The sequence below is a fragment of the Pediococcus sp. AC40 genome, from assembly GCF_030252485.1.
In the GTDB taxonomy this organism is placed as follows: domain Bacteria; phylum Bacillota; class Bacilli; order Lactobacillales; family Lactobacillaceae; genus Pediococcus; species Pediococcus acidilactici.
On the sequence record NZ_CP127013.1, the window covers coordinates 1 to 18,132 of the forward strand.

Sequence of the window (18,132 nt, forward strand, 5' to 3'; positions counted from 1 at the left end):
ATGCCTAGGATTCTAAATAGTTCGTCGACCGCTTGGTCAGCAATTAATTTAGTTTTACATTCGGGATTAAAAGAATTTAAGCCAAGAAATAGTAGAGTATTATCAATCAATACTACATTACATAATAAAGATAAAACCGGATCGATTGCTGTTTTTCGAAGCAAAGATGCTATGAGTAATGCTTGTGGCTTTGTGATTACTTCTAAAGAAGCATTACGAGAGAATGGAAATCAATTAACTCATTGGACACCAAATATTTATAGTTATCTTGGTTACGATGAAAAGCGCAAACATATTAAAGGACATATAGAAACTAATTTGAATCAAATCAATACGTTTGTAGTTGATATTGATTTTAAAAATGCAGTGGAACGTGATCATAACTTAGAAAATTTAAAAAGTAGCATTGTTTTGGGGGATCGTATTTTACCGACCCTGATTTTAAAAACGGATAAAGGGTATCAAGTGTATTACATACTAGATAAGCCTGCTTTTTTAGCGAAACATAAAAATGGGACAATTCCTGTATTAACAGCTGCTAGAAAAATTGCTGAAAATATAAAAAGAAATATCCAGGATAAATTAATAGCAACAGATGTTGGCTGTAATAATTTTGGTATTTTCAGGATACCGCGTGAAGACAATATTATGTTCTTTGAACCAGATTTAACTAGTTCATTTGCTACTCTTTTAACCTGGAGTCAAGAATATAGTAAACAAGTAGATGCTGATAGAAAATTAAAATTAAAGGTTGTATCTAGCCAGGGGAGCCAGGGAATTTATCGTAAGCAATGTGATCAAGCCTGGTTCAAAATTATGCTAGGTAAGCGAAAAATTATGCCAGGCCAAGGCCTTGGAAGACATAATACAATTCTTACTTTAGCATTAGCATGTTATTCTTCAGGTAAAACAGAAGCTGAGACTTTTGATTTACTAGATGAATTTAATTCGTCCTTAGAAGCACCTTTGGAGCTTCGAGACATGCAAAGATGTGTTCGGGACGCCTTTTCGGGTAATTATAAAGGTGCCGCCAAGATTTACATTGATGAACTTATTGATACGTGGGCGACTTATGCTGAGAAACGCATTGTAAAGCAAGAAAGCCAGGTTAAGTGGTACAAGTATGCGAAGAGCCGATCAGAACGCATCTACAGTCATAAGAATGAATGGCTCCAGGACATTATTGACTTAATTAATCGTATTGGAATTGATAAAGATAGTGTTGAAATTTCCACCCGCAGAATTAGAGAGGAATTAAATATTTCAGCAGCGAGTTTGAATCGAGTACTTAAGCAAGCTGTCAAATCTAATAAGCTTGTGATCAAAAAAGGTAGAGGTAATAAGCCTTCTAAATTAGCAACATTGTCAATGGCATTAAAGGCTCTTTTTGATAAGAATCAGCAGTTAAAGGATCAGTGGATTAGTTACCTAAAGCAACACTTAGGGTTAGAAACAACGAAGTTTATAGAGGAATTATCGGTATTTAATCCGCTAGTAGAGGGCTATGACGAAGATATTGGGAGATGGAGATTTATTGAATAATTTGTGCTCTCAATTGCCATTAGATTTTTTATATATTTCATATATACCTAGTTCTTGAACCTCAGTATGGTCTTATTAGGTATACAATCTTGTAAAAAAAGACTATTAAGTTAGTTTAAACTTATTGATCTTCTTGTTTTTACTTTTTAGGGTTTAGGGTTGAATGTATGTTTGCAGTTTACACACTTGTAGTACATACCATGAGGTCCCTTGAGATGTATAGCGGGCTGCTGACAGGTCGGACATATTTCAGGTAATTTAGCTATGGATTGTTGATATTGGAGTTTGGGTAGGAGCTCTGGACAGAGGTTGTTGATGAAATTAAATAGTTCTTGTCGATCGATCACTTGAACACCGTATGTTAGGGCCAAATCGTAAGCTGGGTAGCGTCAAGAATCTTGTGTAAATGAAATGCCTTCGTACATATAATATGTATCTAACTTAAATAAATGATGCTTCCAAGGTGTCCTGGAGTCCTTTGAACCCTCGTTGGATCCGCTTCAGAGACTTCTCGTTATAAACATTAAACTGAGAAACCAGGAAGCGATCCAGTTAATCTTCCGTTGGAAATTGTTCTTTGTGGTGGGTGGTGCGCTTGAGATGCTTATTAAAGTTCTCAATCAGGTTAGTGGAGTATAGTGATTGCCGGATAGCTGGTGGAAAGTCCATGAAAGTGAGTAAATTCGGCATTTTAAGCAGATCTTTGATTAATTTGGGATAGGTCTGATGCCAGTTGTTGGCGAACTCATTCAGTTTCAGTTCGGCTGCTTCACGGTTGGCGGCCCGATGAACTTGTTTAAAGTCACTGATCACGGCCTTGCGGTCTTTTACGCGAACTTTGTTCATCAGATTCCGCCCAACATGAACCAGGCAACGTTGTCGTTTGGCTTTAGGGAAATGCCGATTCAAGCCTTCATCCAAACCAACTAACCCATAGGCCACAAACAACAGCACATCTTTAACGCCCTGCTTGATCAAGGTTCCCAGCAGTTCAGTCCAGATTACAGTCGATTCTGTTGGCGCCACTTGGTAGTTCAGCACTTCTTTCGTACCATCTGGACGAATGCCAATCGCAAGATGAACGGCTTCTTTTTGAACGGTATCCCGCTTTAACGGCAAGTAAGTGGCATCTAAGAAGATGGCCGCATATTGTGAAGCCAGTCGACGTTGCTGGAAAGCTTGAACCTGTTCATTGACGGCTTTAGTCATGTTGGAAACCGTGGCTTTGGAGTAGTGAGCACCGTACATTCACCGTACATTTTCTCAATGAGTTTGGCAATTTCAGCAGTGGTAATTCCCTTGGTATACAACTGAATGACCGTTGTTTCTAAATTATCACTATGCCGACCGTAGGCTGGCAAGGTATGATTTTCAAACCGGCCATTGCGATCTCGAGGAATGGTTAAGTTAAGTTGGCCGTACTTCGTATCAAACGAGCACTCATAACTGCCGTTGCGGTTATTACCAGTGTTAATCCCAGCGTATGAGTAGCGTTCGTAATCCAAAAATCTGCCAATTCGGTTTGAAGCAGCTGGTTAATCGCAATTTCGAGGTGGTGACGAAAAACTTCGTCCAAATCTTGCTTTTGGGCTAGTGCAGCGATAATTTCTGTGGTGAGTTCATTCATGGGGAATGCCTCCTGTGATGTTTTCTGTGATTACTAAATATCATAAGGGAAGGCATTCCCTATTTCTATACAATTCAGAAATCTTTTATGCATTTACACAAGATTCTTGACGCTACCAAAGATTTTACGAAACTGGTCAAATAATAAAATCAATAAGATTAAACACGAATTAATGGACGCAAACCTTTTGTATCAAAAACATATGGGTTTTAATCCAAGATCAGGCAAAAACGAACCAAATAGATTATATTTGGCAGATTTGGAAGTAACAGCAAAAGACGTTTATATTAAGCGAGAGCCAATAAAATCGCCTAAACCCCTTGGTACAAGCGGACTTCTCAAAAAGAGACAAGATCCAGACTATACTAATAATATAGATACTAATAGATATAATATAGATACTCAAAAGTTGGACTTTTCCACAGCCTAATTCTCACCAGCAGAACTAGAAAAGCAAAACAAGGATTTGGTGAACCATGCTAATGACTTCTTAACTGATGAAGACAGTGGGCTCCCCGTTTTCTTAGAACCCGAAGCCGTGCAACTACTTAGTTTTTGGTGCCGTACCCCGCAACAAATGCGGCGCTTCATTGGCATTATCTTAAATGCTAAGTACCGAGTTGAAAAGGATCATCAAGATATTGGCGTCATAATCCCACTTGACGACGAAGAACTAAAACCTTTGATGACTAAAGCCTTGAGACGCTGCTTTAACGCCCTAAGAAGCAATGAGAAGCATATCAAGAATGTGGAAAACTACTTGTACGGCACCATGCAAAACCTATTTGGCGTTTGGTGGGATAAACAAGCGGCTAGAGAATATGCGGCCAAACACCCCGAAGAACAGAACACTGACAATGGGCGTTCTTGGAATTAAACGTCACATGGACTCATTTAAGCCGTTTTAAGTGTTACATGCATAATTATTAAAATCGTTTTAAAATCGCTTAGAAGCAAAAATAGGCACCTTGAGTGGCTGAATTGGCGATGACTGAACTAAGGGAATGTGAAAGGAGCCTTTTAAATGATCAAACCCAGCGAAGAAGTCGAAAAAATAGAGCAATTGCTGGCTGACCCCTGGGTCGTCGATATTCAAGGCATTTGGGAACAAGCAGCCCATAACCCAGATCCTGATAAACGCAAGCTGTTTGACGCGTTACACACTTAGATAAACGCCAAGAGCAAATTATCAACGAAAAGCATTTTGTGATTTAACATGAGTGAGCCAAAGAGATACATCATCGTGGCTGGGATAAGCGGCGCTGGTAAAAGCACTTTATATCGCGCGAGACCCGAATTGTTTACTCACTTTAAACGATTAAATGCCGATGAAATCCTCCAAAAAATGGGTGGCGATTGGCATAAAAATCGTGATAACTTTAGGGGCAATGCGCGAAGAAATAAAACAACTCCACGCGGCTTTAAATGCTGGGCAGAGTATTCATGTTGAAACAACCTTATCTGGTCAAGGAAAGGCACAATTAAATTTAATCGAGCGGGCTCACCAAAATGGGTTTGAGGTCACGCTTTTATACGTGGCGTTAAAAAACAAAAAAGTAGCAATTAATCGGGTTCATGAACAGGTCAAAAAGGTGGGCACGGTGTACCAGATGAAGTTGTTGAAAAACGTTATAGTCAATCAAATCATAATTTAGTAGCAGTCGCATTCAAAGCTGATAATGTCGTGATCTATGATAATAGCCAAAAATTTGTGTCAGCTTACAGACGAGATCATGACCAGGTGATCAAAAATAATTTGCGTAACTTTCTTTGGATAAATCCAAAAATTACCTTTGAAGCCGCTATACAGAAACAACTAAATGACTTTGTTAAAAACAATCCAGTTCTGACATTGCTTGCATCTTGAGTACGCGCTGTTCACGTGGAATAAACATCCGAATCTCATCTTGGTTAAAGCCGCACAGAAGTCGGTGATCGTCAAAAATAATTGGCCGCCGCAATAATTGCGGTGTTTGGCTTAATACCCGAACAGCTTCGCTTAATGGCATATCTTCAATCGGTGTCGTCTTACTCAGTTGGTGATAAGCATTGGACTTAGTACTGATAAAATCATCAATGCCATTGTACGTGTACTGTAGCAGGTGCTTGATTTCAGTCTCCGTTAACGGCTATGCATTCATATTACGTTCATGAAACGGGATCCGATGTTCGAGTAACCACCGGTGGGCCTTGCGACAACTTGCGGTACTTGGTAACACACATAAGTTTATCATAAAATTATCCCCAATCTTGCTTGCCTAACAATGTAGCCCCCATTATTGTGCACTGTAATAGTTGACGTCATTAATTAATAACATAATCATAGCAAAATTCGCAGCTAATTGCTAGCGTTTTCAAAAAATAATTAAAATAATTCGATGGGCGCAGTTTATTGCAGGCCTAATCCCAATTTCATCTATACCAATATTACGCAATTTATATTAAGCGATTGGTAATTGCCCACTATCCTTCAGGTAATCACGCAGTACCACTGCCTGATTATGTTGTTCATCCTTGGCACCGAACAATAAGATCACATTCGTCTTCGTCAGTTGTTCAGCAACTTGACTAATAAAGCTGGCCGTCAGGGGATTCTCATCCAATTCAGCCCGGTAACGATCGACAAATTCGGGATATTTCGCTGGTTCATGATTGAACCACTTACGTAACGTAGTCGACGGGCCAATTTCCTTTACCCAATTGTCCAACTGAGCGTTAACCTTCGAAATACCCCGGGGCCACAAGCGATCTACCAACACCCGATAACCATCCGTATCAACTGGTTTCATGTAAATCCGTTCTAATTTTAATTGCATAATGAACACTCCTCCTATCGTACGCTGCGGTAAACAATTTATGACCATTTACAATAGCCTATCACATTTCATGACCATAAGTTGACTCCATTATAACGCAGGTGCCGGTATCGTTAAATCGAACCAACACTTTCCCGCAACCACATATTGATCAGTCCTCATGACAGCCACTATCATCAATTCAGTACAAAAAAGGCATCTAAGCCTCCCTAATTTTTCTTAAAATCTTGGTCGTAGCGATTGCGTGAATAGGTCATTTTGAGGACTCCTTTTGGATAAATCAATTCTCTTATGTTTCTGTCCGAAATTCTAGTACAGACCCCAGCCCAAAAGTTCAACCTTTAGATCAACGCCAAGCTCAAGTGATTTGAGGCCAGGGCTTTATCTATTGATAAGGTACTCAAAAGGTAGTATAATGGTAGTAGTAAAATAAAGGAGATGAGACAATCATGGCAGTTAAGGAAAAGAAACGGGTCCAAGTCAAGATTGATAAAGATTTGGCCGATGATACCGAAGCAGTTTTAAGCGAATTGGGCTTAAATCCAACCACGGCCATTAACATGTTTTACAAGCGGATTGTTGCTAATGGTGCTTTACCTTTTAATGCGTCTTTAAGCGAAGAAGAAAGAGCTAATCTACGCTTTTTAAAGGCGACCGAAGGGACACCAGTCACCGAGTTCAAAGACGCTAAAGAGGTCGCTGATTGGCTCAACGATCCAGATGAGGACTAATGACTTAGTCAGCCTATACGTTAGTTTTGTAGAAACTAACGGTGGCAAGTCTCGGCCAGTTTTAATTCGTCGGGTATCAGAACAGACGGTCGAGGCTTTTAAAATTACTAGTCAGTATGAAAAGAAGTCGGCTTATATCAAGCAACAATATTATCCGATTCAAGATTGGCAATCCGCTGGGTTGAAGAAACCTTCCTGGGTCGATCTTGGTAATATCTATCGCTTTCCCAAAGCCAGTTTAAACTTTAAAGAAATCGGTCATTTAAGTAAGCTAGATCAAAATAAAATTTCAGATTTTACGCTTGACCTAAAATCAAAAAGAAGAGGTAAGGGTCAAAAGATAATTCAACAGCGATCAAGTAAAAGGAAGCACAAAGAAAGTAAAGCAGAGCTTACACAAAGAATTCAAAAACAGTTAAAAGACTTTGCTAAACACAATCCATAAATTAAGCCAAAAAACAATCCTGAAAATAAAAACGATCGGCCTAGTTATTAGGTTGATCGTTTTTTAATTTATCCGGTTTATGGGCGTTAACATAGTCAGCAAATGTTTTTAAAAGTTCTTCGGTTTGTTCGACCGAGAGGTTATTAGCTTGAAAGTACTTTTCTAATAAAGCTCCTTTTTGAATTAATCGGCGAGAACGGGCTTTGCGGGCTTGCCGATTTTCATAGTATTTAGATTGCCGTAATTTAAAATCTTCCCGCTCAATTTTTTGTTTTAAACGCGCTTGTTGTTCAATTAGTTTTTCATATTGATTAGGCATGGAATTCCCCATCTCGTATGGCTAATGATCTACGGACTTTTCCTTTAAAAACTCGGATACTTTTTTGGATAAGGACTTGATATTGTCATTAGATAAATTAGCATAATCTAAATTGGCTTGACTGATGATTTGTTTACCTATCCGTTGTTCAATCTTATTTTTTTCGTCCTTAATTTTTTGATTAAGGGCTTTTAATTTAGCTTCTTGTTTTTCTAAGTTACTTTGAGACATAACGATCCCTCCAATAATATTAGAAATAATCACCGAAACTATATCATATAGGAAACGTTAATTCAAAGTATAAAATTTGAAATAGCGAAGCGGAAGGCATACACTAAATTAAAGTTAAGAGAATCAGAAGACCGAGTGAAACGAGGTTAATGCGCACTTACACATAGAATTAATTCTATGTTGTGCTAACCCCAAAATCCTGTATCAGAAGTCGCCTATGGCGACAACAAAAACCAAAAACCAAACCCTCAAAAGAAAGGAGACAACAGCATGGCAATTTTTCATATGAGTTTTCAAAATATAAGCGCAGGAAAAATGCGTAGTGCGGTTGCTAGTGCGAGTTATCGAAGTGGCGAAAAGTTGTTTTCTGATAAAGAGGGTAAGACCTATTCTTATGCAAGAGATGTTAAACCAGAAGCATTTATTTTAACACCAAAAAATGCCCCTGATTGGGCAAAAGATAGGCAAAAATTATGGAATGAAGTTGAAGACAAAGACCGTAAAGCAAATTCACGTTACGCAAAAGAATTTAATGTTGCTTTACCTATCGAATTATCAACGGAAGAACAAAAAGAATTATTGACAGCGTATGTACAAGAAAATTTTGTTAATGCAGGCATGGTAGCAGATGTTGCTATTCACAGAGATAATACAGATAATCCGCATGCGCATGTTATGCTAACAAACCGCCCGTTTAATCCTGACGGAACATGGGGATTAAAGGCAAAAACACAATATATTTTAGATGAAAATGGAAATAAAACATTTACTAAAAGTGGCTTTCCAAGACAGAAGAAAATTTGGTTAGTTGATTGGGATAAAAAAGAAAAAATAACTGAATGGCGTCACAATTGGGCTACCGCTGTTAATAAAGTTTTAGAGTCTAAAAATTTACTAGACCGTATTAGTGAAAAGTCATATGAAGAACAGGGAATAGATGAAGTTGCAACGCAACATGAAGGGGTTAATTCACAGAGAGAAAATCGCCAAGAATTTAACCGTAGTGTTAAGCTACAACGTCAAGCAAAATCAGAAGTAAAAAATGTGAATGATAAAATTCATAATGAACGTCGTATACAAACCCTACAACGTCATTATTCGTTTGATGAGAAACGTATGGTTTCTCAACTAAGTAAAGAATTAAAAACATTTGTTAGCCTAGAAAATTTAGACGAAAAACAACGTATGCTATTTAATTGGAAAAATAGCACTATGATTAAGCAAGCAATTGGACAGGATATGACAAAGCAACTAATAACTATTAATCAACAAGAAAATTCATTAGCAGAAGCTAATCAGTTGCTAGATAAAGTAGTTAATCGAACAGTTAGAAAACTTTACCCTGATATTGATTTTGAACGGGTAACAATGGCAGAAAAACGTGAACTAATTAAAGAAACAGATAGTGAACAAAAGGTATTTGCAGGAAACGAATTAAAAGATCGCTTGGCAATGATAAGAACTAATATTATAAATCAACAAATTCTAACATTTACTAAGCGTCCATTCGTTAGTTGGTTAATGCTTGAAAAGCAAGAACAGCGAGTCAAGGAAAATACTAGCGATATTTTGGCTAAAAAAGGCTACCGCTTTAAAGATATTAAGCTAACAAAAGGTGCTTTACTAAACGGTTTTGAAGAAAATGAACAAAACGTATTAAAGCGAAGCATTAAAGAACTTTCAGCAATTAATGAAGTTAAAAAAGTGGTTGATACACAATACAACAGCGTTCTAACTAAGTCTTTTCCTGATATAGACTTAAACAAAGTAAAAATGACTGAAAAAGAGCGATTATATACGGCAGTTATTTATTACAATCCTGAGCTTCAACCACTGGAGAAACAGGATATAACCCGTCTAAAAAACAATCCACCAGAAAAATTTACAACGCAAGAGCATGTACAAGGACTTGCTTATTTAAGCGGACAGGTTAAACCAGATGAGATTAAAAACGCTAATTTGTTACGTGTGTTGAACAATAGAGGCACACAACAGTTGTTTATTGGTGAAGCAGGACAAGATAAAAATATTTCTGCTAAGCAAATTGAACAGGCTAAGCAGGCAGTAAAACAACATAATTTAAGGAGTGATGATTTCCGAAAAGAGAATATAGAAGGGTACAGAGCCGTTAATTATAATGAAAATACCCCAATAAAGTATATGAGTACATTATTATCAGATGCCTTAACGAGCGTGCTTTATTCAAATACCCAAGATTATGAGCTGAACAAACAAAGGAAAGCACAAGAGGAATTGGAATACGAGTTAGATAAAAAGAAACGTCAACATCATAAACATGGACGTCGTGGTGGTACGCTTCATAGATAAAGTAGTAGGCGAATTCAAAAATGTAAAAATATATAGTTACACCGTAACCATTTTCGTGAAAAAGCCTAGAAATAGGTGCTTTTTTATGTTTTGATGTTTGAGAAACGCATTATAAGCACGCTTTCAGTTAATAGATTAGGTGGTTCTGTTGCAAAGTTTTCCAAAAAATCTATTTTAGTGTAAAATTTAGAAAAAAGGCAGAGAGGACAGAGTAATGAATCATTTTAAAGGCAAACAATTCAAAAAAGACGTCATTATTGTCGCTGTTGGTTACTACCTGCGTTACAATCTAAGCTATCGTGAAGTTTAGGAATTGTTATATGATCGTGGAATAAATGTTTGTCATACTACGATTTATCGTTGGGTGCAAGAGTACAGCAAAGTCCTCTATTATCTTTGGAAGAAGAAAAATAGACAATCCTTCTATTCATGGAAAATGGACGAAACCTATATCAAAATTAAGGGACGTTGGCATTATCTTTATCGTGCAATTGATGCGGACGGCTTAACCTTAGATATCTGGTTACGAAAGAAACGGGATACGCAAGCAGCCTATGCTTTCTTAAAACGACTCCATAAACAGTTTGGTGAGCCGAAAGCAATTGTGACCGATAAAGCACCTTCTCTTGGCTCCGCCTTTAGAAAGTTACAGAGTGTGGGTTTATATACTAAGACAGAGCACCGAACTGTGAAGTATCTTAACAATTTAATAGAACAAGACCATCGACCTATTAAACGACGAAATAAATTTTATCAAAGTCTCCGTACAGTCTCTTCCACGATTAAGGGCATGGAGACCATTCGAGGAATATATAAAAAGAACCGAAGAAATGGAACGCTCTTCGGCTTTTCGGTGTCTACTGAAATCAAGGTATTAATGGGAATAACAGCCTAAGATATTTGGAGTTCAGAGAGGGCGCGTTTGATTTTCAAACTTCGCAACAGAACCGATTATTTTATCATAAAATGAATGAACGTGAAAAAATCTGTATTTTTATGAAAATTATTATCAAATTGGATTAAAGGAAAGTTGAGGTCATATGGAAAATCAGCAACTTGCCCGTAAACTAAAACGCCGTCACGTGCAGATGATTGCGCTTGGTGGCGCGATTGGAACCGGGCTCTTTTTAGGATCCGGTTCAGCAATCAAACAGGCGGGGCCGTCGATCTTGTTGGCTTATGCCATTGGCGGTTTCTTCTGTTACTTGATGATGCGAGCACTGGGCGAGCTATTATTGTCGGATACGTGCTTACATTCGTTTCTAGAATTCATTAATCGATATTTAGGTAAACGTTTCGAGTTTGCCATTGGGTGGACCTATTGGCTCTGCTGGATCAGTTTAGCTATGGCTGACTTGACTGCGAGTGGTATCTACATTCGTTACTGGTTTCCGTGGATCCCGCAGTGGGTGACACCCTTAATAATTATTTTGATTTTATTAGTATTCAATATGCTCTCCGTCAGTGCGTTTGGCGAACTAGAATATTGGTTTTCGATGATTAAAGTGGTGGCTGTCATTGCTTTGATCGTGACGGGGGCTATCTTGATTGGTTCATCGGCCCATGTCGGTGGGCAAACGGTCTCGGTGACAAATTTGGTCAGTCACGGAGGCTTCTTCCCAACAGGTGTCCAGGGCTTCTTGATGTCGTTTTCGCTCGTTATCTTTGCGTTTACGGGCATCGAAATGGTTGGAATTACAGCTGGGGAAGCCGAAAACCCAGAAAAAGAATTACCACGGGCCATCAATAGCTTACCTATTCGAATCTCATTCTTCTACGTGGGCGCTTTATTCGTGATCATGGCAATTTATCCTTGGGATCAGATCACGACCAGTCAGTCACCCTTTGTGCAAGTTTTCAGCGACGTTGGGATCAAAGCCGCGGCCAGCATTATCAACTTCGTGGTTCTGACCGCGGCGCTCTCGGCTTGTAATAGTGCCATCTTCAGTACGAGTCGAACACTATTTACACTTGCGCACGGTGACAACGCGCCGAAATGGATGGGAAAGGTCAATCGTTACAACGTTCCCGCCCGCTCATTGTTATTCTCATCATTGATCTTACTGGTGATCGTGGCGTTGAATTACGTGATTCCAAGTACCGTCTTCACGTTGATCTCTAACGTGGCAACGACCAACTTCATCATTGTTTGGTGTGCCTTGTTGGTGTGCCATTACGTTTACAAACGAACCACTGACAGTACGCATAATCCGTTTAAACTGCCACTGTTCCCTGTTTCCAACATCGCGACCTTGGCCTTCTTTATCGCGGTGACGGTCGTCTTGTGCTTTGATCAAGTTAACCGTTGGGCAGTCATCGGTTCAGTCGTTTGGTTCGTCATTTTATTAGTCATCGAACGAAGTATGCATCGCACCGTTTAAAAACGATAATTGTAATCACCGGTCATCAGTCTTGGTAAACCCAATTAGTTTACCAGCTAATGGCCGGCGATTTTTGTTTGACTAAACCAATCTAGCCAATAGGGTATACCCTAGTGGCCGTTTTTGATCCATTATCAATGGCTTTTTAAATTAGGGCCTAGTACTTTTGGAATGGAAATACTTTCCAACACCAAAAATTCTAGACCCGATATTATTACCCTAAAAACGAGTACCCGGTAATACTGGGTACTCGTTTTTTTGATCCTTTGGATGATCAAGCAGGGACGCGCGGAAACTCATTTCGTAATGGTAAGTCAGCTAAATAATAGGTCATAATCAGTGAACCAAGGTCGGGACTATGCTACGATAAATTTAGATTGAATCAGCGAGGTGAGTGGATGGAGTGGCAACAATTATTAATGGAAAATAAGGCGTTGATCAATGCACAGGTTGTTCAGATTGGGCTGGAACGGGAAGGCCAGCGGGTAACGGTGACCGGTCATTTGGCGGATACGGCATTATCACCAACACTTATCAGCGAGTTGTCCGGCCTGCAACGGGACTTTGCGGAGACACAGTTGGAGTTAGTCACCCAACCGCAAGCAAGTGCGGTTGCTGCGTTGCACGCCTTAACGATGCTCACACAACAAGTCCGGCAAGGGCTTCTGCCTGAACTGATTTGGCCGCTAAGCATGCCGCCCACACTTCCACGAGAAGACCGGGATATTCCAATTGCTAAGTTGGATGCGGCCGCTGTCGCCTATCGACAAGGACTTGCTCACCGCTATGGCCGACGACGTCAAATGTTGTCAGGTGTTCACTGTAATGTAAGCTTAGCGGCTAGTCTGATGATGGGATTGTATCAGGCCCAGACAGATAGTCGTGATTTCACTACCTTTCAAAATCGCTGTTACCTGCACATTGCGCAGAATTATTTGCACTATCGCTGGCTACTGACGTATCTTTATGGCTGCTCACCACGCTGCTGGCCACAGTCTGGTCTTACGCCACCAGCCCAGCCCGTTCGAAGCTTACGCAACAGTTCTAGCGGGTATACCAATCGGCCGGGTGTTACGGTCTCGTACGCGTCGTTAAATGACTATTTTCAAACACTGCAAGCGGCCGTCGATAATGGAAAATTAAGTGCGACCAAGGAATTTTACGGTCAGGTTCGATTGCGTCATGCCGGTGGTCATTCACAACTATGTCAGGATGGGATTCAATACTTGGAATTACGTAACTTAGACCTGAACCCATGGGCCGGTGCGGGCGTTGATCTGTCCCAACTGACCTGCTTAACGTGGTTCGTTTTACTGATGCTCTGGTTACCAGTGCCAGCTAGTACGGATAATTGGATTCAGGCAGGTCAGCGCGCCAACGAACAAGTTGCCATCGAAACCCCCATGCAAGTGACTCGACAGCTAACTGAAGGCGAACAACTAGCTGACGCGCTACAAACTATGGCTACCAGTTTACATCAACCACACGCGTTGCAAGTCGCCCAACATATCTTAACTAGTCTGCACGACCCGGCCAACACACTCGCGGCCCGCTGGGAACAACAAACAAACGATTCGCTCGAACGTGCAACTCAACTTGCACTCCAGCTGGCTGCGACACCACATTTTAATGCTTGAATATACTGAAATCGGCGTACACACGTGTTGGCACGTTAGGACGCACATCGGCGGACGAACAACAAACCAACTAATAAGCACGTTTAAACCATGACTAACGTCAAATAACGCGTCGCATGTCAAGAATGATAATTTTTGAGACGATTATTTGCGCGGAAACTGAAATTGCGTTAAATTTGAGCTATACTATTACTACCACAAATATTAGAAAACCGTTAGTTATCGAAGGGACGCGCGTTTTATAATTAAGTTAGCCACGCAGCCAAAATGGTAAAAAAAAAACACCAAGACGAAAAATTCAGGTATCATTGAAGTTCCTACAACAAACAATGAAAGAAGTTTTCGTCTTGATGCAAGAACAGTCTATCACACCACGCCCAAAAGGTCACCATTTATCGGAAATCGAACGCGGTCAAATCGCCGCTTGGCACATTGAAGGATGCTCAGCACGGCAAATAGCGATTCGATTAGGCGTCTGCCACCAGACCGTCAATAATGAGCTCAAGCGTGGTCGAGTCACGCAAGTTAAACGCGTTAATAATCAGAAACACTACTTTGAAATTTACAGCCCTGAAGCCGCTCAGAATCGCTATGAAATAAAGCGGCAAAACTGTGGACGTCCATTAAAATTTAGCCAATTGACGGCCTTCTTAGCCTACTTTGATGATAAGTTCTGCCATGAGGGCTGGTCTCCGGACGCTGCTGTTGGTTATGCCCGTAAGCACCGGTTATTTAAGCCGGCCAAAATGGTCTGTACGAAGACTTTGTACAACTATATCGATGCGCAACTATTGGAGATCCGTAACCTTGATCTGCTGGAAAAAACAAAACGCCGGACGACCCAGCACCACTCGCACCAACATCAGCGCCTACTCGGTCGTAGTATTGAAGAACGGCCAAAGCGAGTAGAAACGCGCCACGAGTTTGGTCATTTTGAGATCGATACTGTCATTGGCAAACGTGCTGGTAGCGAGAGTGTCCTATTAACGTTTACCGAACGTAAAATGCGCTATGAGATTGTCCGCTTGATCGAGGGTAAAGACGCTGAATCTGTGGCTTATGCCATGCAAAATATTACGGCTGAATTCGGTGACGTTATGCGGACAGTTACGGCGGATAACGGAACAGAGTTCACCACGCTAACGGCTGCGCTTGAGGGTGTTGCCGAGACTTATTATGCCCACCCTTATAGCTCGGCCGAACGCGCCACTAATGAGGTCCACAATCGTATACTCAGACGTTACTTTCCTAAGGGGCAATCACTCGATCTAGCTACACCCAGTCTGGCCCGTCAAGCTGAATCTCGGCTCAACCATCTCCCGCGCCGCTTACTTAAGTTCTGTACACCAGCTGAAGTATTTCGAAAGGAATTAGCACGTGCGCGCAAAGGCCGCGCCGCCTAATCCTGATCCACCTGGAACTCCCATGAGCCCTTTCGTCTGTGTGCTTTATCGGCACTGGCTAACTTACTATTGCAATTTGCGAAAGCTAAAAATCATCAAAACATTGCAGATAAGTTGTGGCTAGTTAGAGAAAAATATGTAAGTTTACTAACAGATTTAAATCGCTTGAGTATTAACGATATTACAAACGAAAGAGATACATTAATGCATGAAACCCATGAAATATATATAAGTGCCTCAAAAACAGATAGTAAAAGTTATAAATTAGCACAAAGAGCATTAAAATCTGAAGAAGAACAATTTTTTACAGAAGAAGAATTAGATAAAATATTACCAGATCATCTTAGAAGAAAGAGTTCAGCAAGCTAAACTCTTTCTTCTAAGATTTTTTTAATCTTCTTGTCATTCAGATAAAAACGTGAATTTTTTATTGAACGCAACTACAACGCATTAATTTTCTTTGCATAATCCCGAATTCTATAAACTTGGATCCGTTCAATACCAACTTCTCGAGAAATTTGGGCTATACTTTTTCCTTCTTTTAAACCATTAACTACACCATTATATAGGAAGCGTTTAGACCCAGTAGGTGAATATTCTTTTTTTCTTCCCTTATATATTCCCTTCTTCTTCGCAATTTTAATACCTTGTCTTTGACGACTGAGAATTTTACGTCGTTCTTCTTCAGCAGTATATTTATATATTTCTAAAACCAAATTAGTCAACAATGCTCTTAAGTTACCATCTTCGACGCCTGCAAACGTGGGTAAGTCTAAAACATCTAGAACTGCACCTTTTCGTCTAATTTGGTCAATCACTTCTGTTAAATCTTTTGAATTACGTCCTAAGCGATCCAAACTCAATACTGTAACAACATCATCGTCATGGATATAATCTAGGAGCGCTTTTAATTGTGGTCGTTCTATATTTTTCCCGGATATTTTTTCCTCAAAAATCTTTTGTGCCCCTGAATTTTTCAGAGTCACAATCTGTCGATCTAAATTTTGATCCGAAGTAGAAACTCGGGCATATCCAATTTTCATTTTTCTCTTAAAATCTCCTCGTTTTTGTAACAACCCTATTGTAACACAATTGATTGCTTAATAATCAAAATTTCTTCATTGTTACATTAGGGTACACTCTATTGTTACATCTATACTGTTGGTTTAATATTATAATATAGCTTATAAATTTGATTTGAACTCTAATCCGGATTAAACAAATTAAAGTGTAATAGTTCACACGTTAGCACTATTAACCTCCACTTAAGGCAAGTTTTTATATCTTTTAAAGGAACCATAAATAATTATATTCCGTTACATTATTAAGGTAGCGTCAAGAATTGGATTGAAGTCAATATTTGAGACAGATTTTAAGAGACATTCAGAACCGCGTTTACCTTCCACAGCTCAAATAAATCATTAATCGCGATTAATAACTTATTTGAACCCTGGAAAGCATTAAATCAGGCGGCCATTTGGCTCGTAAGTGTTGCAATTTCAACTTGTAAGGGGGTCTGGTAGCCCAGTGAACTATGAATTCTCTTCCTATTGTAGAAAGCATGCACATATTCAAAAAGGACGGCAGCGACAGTTTCATAATCTTCAAAGACCGGCACTGGATAAACACATTCCTTTTTGAGGGAAGCGTGAAAGGATTCCATTGGCGCATTATCATACGGACAACCCTTACGGCTGTATGAGTGGCGGATATGTAGTTCAGTTAAACGTTGATTGTAATCATCGCTGGTATCCTGTGATCCTAAATCCGTATGGATAATCAGGTCCCCAGTAATGGTTCGATTTTTAACCGCGCTTTCCAGGGTCTTTAAGACTAAATCAGTATCCATCTTTTTTGAGAACGAATAGCCGATAATCCGTCGTGAGTGCAGGTCCATGATGGTTGATAAGTAACACCAGCCATTACGCTTCGTTTGAATATAGGTCATATTAGCGGTCCATTTTTGATTTAAACCAGTGGTCGAGAAATCCTGCTTAAGCAAGTTGGGACGCTGTTCAACCTTGGTTTTGGAAGCCGAAGCCGCTTTCCACTTATTGACGGTAACGGAGTGGATATCCAGTTCCTTCATGAGCCGGAAAATCCGTCGTGGACTGCACCGAAGCTGCAGTGGTTGAAGTTCCAGATTCAATTCATGGTGGATCTTCATAACACCGTATCGCTGCTTAAATTCCGCAAAGATCCGCAGAATCCGTTGTTTCAAGTCCGCATCTTCGGCCCGGCGTTTTGAAGGTTGGGGGGATCGATAACGATAATACTGAGCTCTGGAAACACCGAGGATTCGGCACATCTTGGTTACCTGGTGGTGATGGCCTTCTTGGTGAATGTAATCAAAGATATTGGTTACTTCTGCGCAAGGAAGCCCAGGGCTTTTTTTAGGATTCCTTTCTCCTCAGACAGCGAAGCCAGTCGCTTTTCCATCGCTTTGATTTCGTCTGGCGATTTACCGGATTGAGTTTTGGCCTGGCCCTGGATCCACTTATGAACTGTTGAATAGCCAATGCCATATTCTCTGGCCAGTTGGGCAGCTGATTCGCCTTGCTTATATAGGTTGATAATGTTTTGTTTGAATTCTTTGTCGTAACGAGTTGGCATGTAAAAATTTCTTCCTTTTGAGAGACGATTTATTCATTATACCCTCTCTTAAAAGTTGT

15 protein-coding genes and 5 pseudogenes are annotated in these 18,132 nt (G+C 40.0%); 12 read left to right on the plus strand and 8 right to left on the minus strand.

Going from position 1 to position 18,132, the window contains the following annotated elements:
- A complete protein-coding gene (locus NL111_RS10030) occupies positions 1-1,542 on the plus strand; it encodes a primase C-terminal domain-containing protein (protein ID WP_024863170.1) in 1,542 nt (513 codons plus the stop codon).
- A 441-nt stretch (positions 1,543-1,983) separates the two neighbouring features.
- On the opposite strand, the pseudogene NL111_RS10035 reads toward NL111_RS10030, so the two are convergent.
- Positions 1,984-3,169: pseudogene (locus NL111_RS10035) on the minus strand (IS256 family transposase).
- A gap of 124 nt (positions 3,170-3,293) precedes the next feature.
- On the opposite strand from NL111_RS10035, the pseudogene NL111_RS10040 reads away from it, so the two are divergent.
- The 3 pseudogenes from NL111_RS10040 to NL111_RS10665 form a co-directional block, all read left to right on the plus strand.
- A pseudogene (locus NL111_RS10040) lies at positions 3,294-4,046 on the plus strand (replication initiator protein A); the annotation flags it as partial.
- 147 nt (positions 4,047-4,193) lie between these two features.
- Positions 4,194-4,384: pseudogene (locus NL111_RS10045) on the plus strand (hypothetical protein).
- 1 nt (position 4,385) lies between these two features.
- A pseudogene (locus tag NL111_RS10665) lies at positions 4,386-5,036 on the plus strand (ATPase).
- Here NL111_RS10665 and NL111_RS10670 read toward each other — a convergent pair.
- Together NL111_RS10670 and NL111_RS10060 are read right to left on the minus strand one after the other, a co-directional pair.
- A complete protein-coding gene (locus NL111_RS10670; RefSeq protein ID WP_317052471.1) occupies positions 4,999-5,280 on the minus strand; it encodes an ArsC/Spx/MgsR family protein in 282 nt (93 codons plus the stop codon). The pseudogene NL111_RS10665 and the gene NL111_RS10670 overlap by 38 nt on opposite strands.
- Before the next feature lie 330 nt (positions 5,281-5,610).
- Complete coding sequence (locus NL111_RS10060; RefSeq protein WP_024863171.1) at positions 5,611-5,985, minus strand: DUF488 domain-containing protein; 375 nt, start codon at positions 5,983-5,985, stop codon at positions 5,611-5,613.
- Between the two features lie 449 nt (positions 5,986-6,434).
- Here NL111_RS10060 and NL111_RS10065 point away from each other — a divergent pair, with 449 nt between their 5' ends.
- Entirely contained in the window at positions 6,435-6,716 is a 282-nt protein-coding gene (locus NL111_RS10065) for a type II toxin-antitoxin system RelB/DinJ family antitoxin (RefSeq protein WP_002819873.1), read from the plus strand.
- Complete coding sequence (locus NL111_RS10070; protein ID WP_036668025.1) at positions 6,706-7,161, plus strand: mRNA interferase PemK; 456 nt, start codon at positions 6,706-6,708, stop codon at positions 7,159-7,161. Before NL111_RS10065 ends, NL111_RS10070 begins: the two co-directional genes overlap by 11 nt.
- Before the next feature lie 40 nt (positions 7,162-7,201).
- On the opposite strand, the gene NL111_RS10075 is transcribed toward NL111_RS10070, so the two are convergent.
- Positions 7,202-7,480 carry a hypothetical protein gene (locus tag NL111_RS10075; protein ID WP_003680647.1) on the minus strand — a complete coding sequence of 93 codons (279 nt, stop codon included), beginning with the start codon at positions 7,478-7,480 and terminating at the stop codon, positions 7,202-7,204.
- Between the two features lie 21 nt (positions 7,481-7,501).
- Positions 7,502-7,729 carry a hypothetical protein gene (locus NL111_RS10080; RefSeq protein WP_075140359.1) on the minus strand — a complete coding sequence of 76 codons (228 nt, stop codon included), beginning with the start codon at positions 7,727-7,729 and terminating at the stop codon, positions 7,502-7,504.
- Positions 7,730-7,981: 252 nt separating this feature from the next.
- On the opposite strand from NL111_RS10080, the gene mobQ reads away from it, so the two are divergent.
- The 6 genes and pseudogenes from mobQ (at position 7,982) to NL111_RS10110 (ending at position 15,829) form a co-directional block, all read left to right on the plus strand.
- Positions 7,982-10,039: a MobQ family relaxase gene (gene mobQ, locus NL111_RS10085; protein ID WP_159210328.1), complete on the plus strand. Its 2,058-nt coding sequence runs from the start codon at positions 7,982-7,984 to the stop codon at positions 10,037-10,039.
- 214 nt (positions 10,040-10,253) lie between these two features.
- Positions 10,254-10,934 (plus strand): annotated as a pseudogene (locus tag NL111_RS10090) (IS6-like element ISS1N family transposase).
- Positions 10,935-11,079: 145 nt separating this feature from the next.
- Complete coding sequence (locus NL111_RS10095) at positions 11,080-12,420, plus strand: amino acid permease (RefSeq protein WP_024863175.1); 1,341 nt, start codon at positions 11,080-11,082, stop codon at positions 12,418-12,420.
- A 398-nt stretch (positions 12,421-12,818) separates the two neighbouring features.
- Positions 12,819-14,057: a glutamate--cysteine ligase gene (locus NL111_RS10100; protein WP_159215670.1), complete on the plus strand. Its 1,239-nt coding sequence runs from the start codon at positions 12,819-12,821 to the stop codon at positions 14,055-14,057.
- Positions 14,058-14,386: 329 nt separating this feature from the next.
- Positions 14,387-15,460 (plus strand): IS30 family transposase, encoded by a 1,074-nt coding sequence (locus NL111_RS10105; RefSeq protein WP_159224643.1) that lies wholly within the window; start codon positions 14,387-14,389, stop codon positions 15,458-15,460.
- Between the two features lie 69 nt (positions 15,461-15,529).
- Positions 15,530-15,829, plus strand: coding sequence for an SLATT domain-containing protein (locus tag NL111_RS10110; RefSeq protein ID WP_024863178.1), 300 nt, complete (start codon positions 15,530-15,532; stop codon positions 15,827-15,829).
- 71 nt (positions 15,830-15,900) lie between these two features.
- Here NL111_RS10110 and NL111_RS10115 read toward each other — a convergent pair whose 3' ends face one another.
- From NL111_RS10115 to NL111_RS10125, 3 genes are all read right to left on the minus strand, one after another.
- Positions 15,901-16,503, minus strand: coding sequence for a recombinase family protein (locus tag NL111_RS10115; protein ID WP_024863179.1), 603 nt, complete (start codon positions 16,501-16,503; stop codon positions 15,901-15,903).
- 422 nt (positions 16,504-16,925) lie between these two features.
- Positions 16,926-17,816, minus strand: a complete 891-nt coding sequence (locus NL111_RS10120) for an IS3 family transposase (RefSeq protein ID WP_350355571.1) — start codon at positions 17,814-17,816, stop codon at positions 16,926-16,928.
- A gap of 5 nt (positions 17,817-17,821) precedes the next feature.
- Positions 17,822-18,073, minus strand: coding sequence for a transposase (locus NL111_RS10125; protein ID WP_159215666.1), 252 nt, complete (start codon positions 18,071-18,073; stop codon positions 17,822-17,824).
- Between the last annotated feature and the right edge of the window lie 59 nt (positions 18,074-18,132).

Bases quoted from the DNA above. Each gene is read 5' to 3' on its own strand.
- NL111_RS10075 (WP_003680647.1), bottom strand. From the start codon at position 7,480: ATGCCTAATCAATATGAAAAACTAATTGAACAACAAGCGCGTTTAAAA.
- NL111_RS10105 (WP_159224643.1), top strand. From the start codon at position 14,387: ATGAAAGAAGTTTTCGTCTTGATGCAAGAACAGTCTATCACACCACGC.
- NL111_RS10115 (WP_024863179.1), bottom strand. From the start codon at position 16,503: ATGAAAATTGGATATGCCCGAGTTTCTACTTCGGATCAAAATTTAGAT.
- mobQ (WP_159210328.1), top strand. From the start codon at position 7,982: ATGGCAATTTTTCATATGAGTTTTCAAAATATAAGCGCAGGAAAAATG.
- NL111_RS10030 (WP_024863170.1), top strand. From the start codon at position 1: ATGCCTAGGATTCTAAATAGTTCGTCGACCGCTTGGTCAGCAATTAAT.
- NL111_RS10125 (WP_159215666.1), bottom strand. From the start codon at position 18,073: ATGCCAACTCGTTACGACAAAGAATTCAAACAAAACATTATCAACCTA.
- NL111_RS10100 (WP_159215670.1), top strand. From the start codon at position 12,819: ATGGAGTGGCAACAATTATTAATGGAAAATAAGGCGTTGATCAATGCA.
- NL111_RS10065 (WP_002819873.1), top strand. From the start codon at position 6,435: ATGGCAGTTAAGGAAAAGAAACGGGTCCAAGTCAAGATTGATAAAGAT.
- NL111_RS10070 (WP_036668025.1), top strand. From the start codon at position 6,706: ATGAGGACTAATGACTTAGTCAGCCTATACGTTAGTTTTGTAGAAACT.
- NL111_RS10095 (WP_024863175.1), top strand. From the start codon at position 11,080: ATGGAAAATCAGCAACTTGCCCGTAAACTAAAACGCCGTCACGTGCAG.
- NL111_RS10060 (WP_024863171.1), bottom strand. From the start codon at position 5,985: ATGCAATTAAAATTAGAACGGATTTACATGAAACCAGTTGATACGGAT.